General features: G+C 42.3%; 1 protein-coding gene. It reads left to right on the top strand.

Going from position 1 to position 1,017, the window contains the following annotated elements; all coding sequences use genetic code 11:
- A partial coding sequence (locus tag LAY57_RS35675; RefSeq protein WP_249072267.1) for an RNA-guided endonuclease InsQ/TnpB family protein occupies window positions 1–981 on the top strand: 981 nt, incomplete at its 5' end.
- Between the last annotated feature and the right edge of the window lie 36 nt (window positions 982–1,017).

Here is a 1,017-nt window from a genome sequence, read left to right on the forward strand (position 1 = left end):
GAGGAAAGACGTTGGTTGAATGATGTATCATCTGTGCCATTGCAACAATCTCTTAAACAGTTAGATGTAGCCTATAAAAATTACTTTGACTCTCTCAAGGGGAAGAGGAAAGTCAGGAAATTAGGACAACCTCGGTTCAAGAAAAAAACAAATGGCCAATCTGCAACTTTCACGAAAGCCGCTTTTTCCGTGAAAGATAGAGAGGTATATCTCGCTAAAGTTGGCAATCTAAAGCCTATTTGGTCTAGAGGATTACCGTCTGAACCTAGTTCTGTAACAGTAATCAAGGATTGTGCCAACCGTTACTTTTTGAGTTTTGTTGTAGAAGTTGAGCCTAGATCTATTAATGCTGATAATCAAAGCATTGGTATCGATTTAGGTGTCAAAACTTTTGCTGTAATGAGCAACGGAGAAAAAGCGGTGAGTCCTAATTACAATAAGTCTGACCGCAAGATTCGCCAGCTACAGCGCCAACTGGCTCGTCAACAAAAAGACTCAAAGCGACGAAACAAAACTCGGATTCAAATAGCCAAACTGCACAATCAGATTAGCGATACTCGTAAAGACTTCTTACACAAGCTCTCAACCAAAGTCGTTAGCGAAAACCAAGCTATCATACTGGAAGACTTGAATGTGTCGGGTCTAGTCAAGAATCGTAACCTTGCTAGAGCAATTAGTTTACAAGGTTGGCGGGAATTCAGAACTTTAGTTGAGGCTAAAGCTGAAAAGTTTAGCTCTTATTTCCGAGTAATTAGTAGATGGGAACCTACAAGTCAAAAATGTTCTGATTGTGGCTTCAAATGGGGCAAAGTCGATCTATCTGTTCGCTCGATACTTTGTTTAGGTTGCGGCGTCGAACACGATAGAGATGAGAATGCCTCGAAAAATATAGAAATGGTCGGCATGGGGCATCGGCACGACCTTAAATGTACGTCGAGGGACGGTAAGACTACTCCGGTAGCACGGCCCAATGAAGCGTAAAGAATCCCCACGCCTTCAGGCTGGGGAGTATGTCAA

The sequence above is a fragment of the Argonema antarcticum A004/B2 genome (assembly GCF_023333585.1).
In the GTDB taxonomy this organism is placed as follows: Bacteria; Cyanobacteriota; Cyanobacteriia; order Cyanobacteriales; family Aerosakkonemataceae; genus Argonema; species Argonema antarcticum.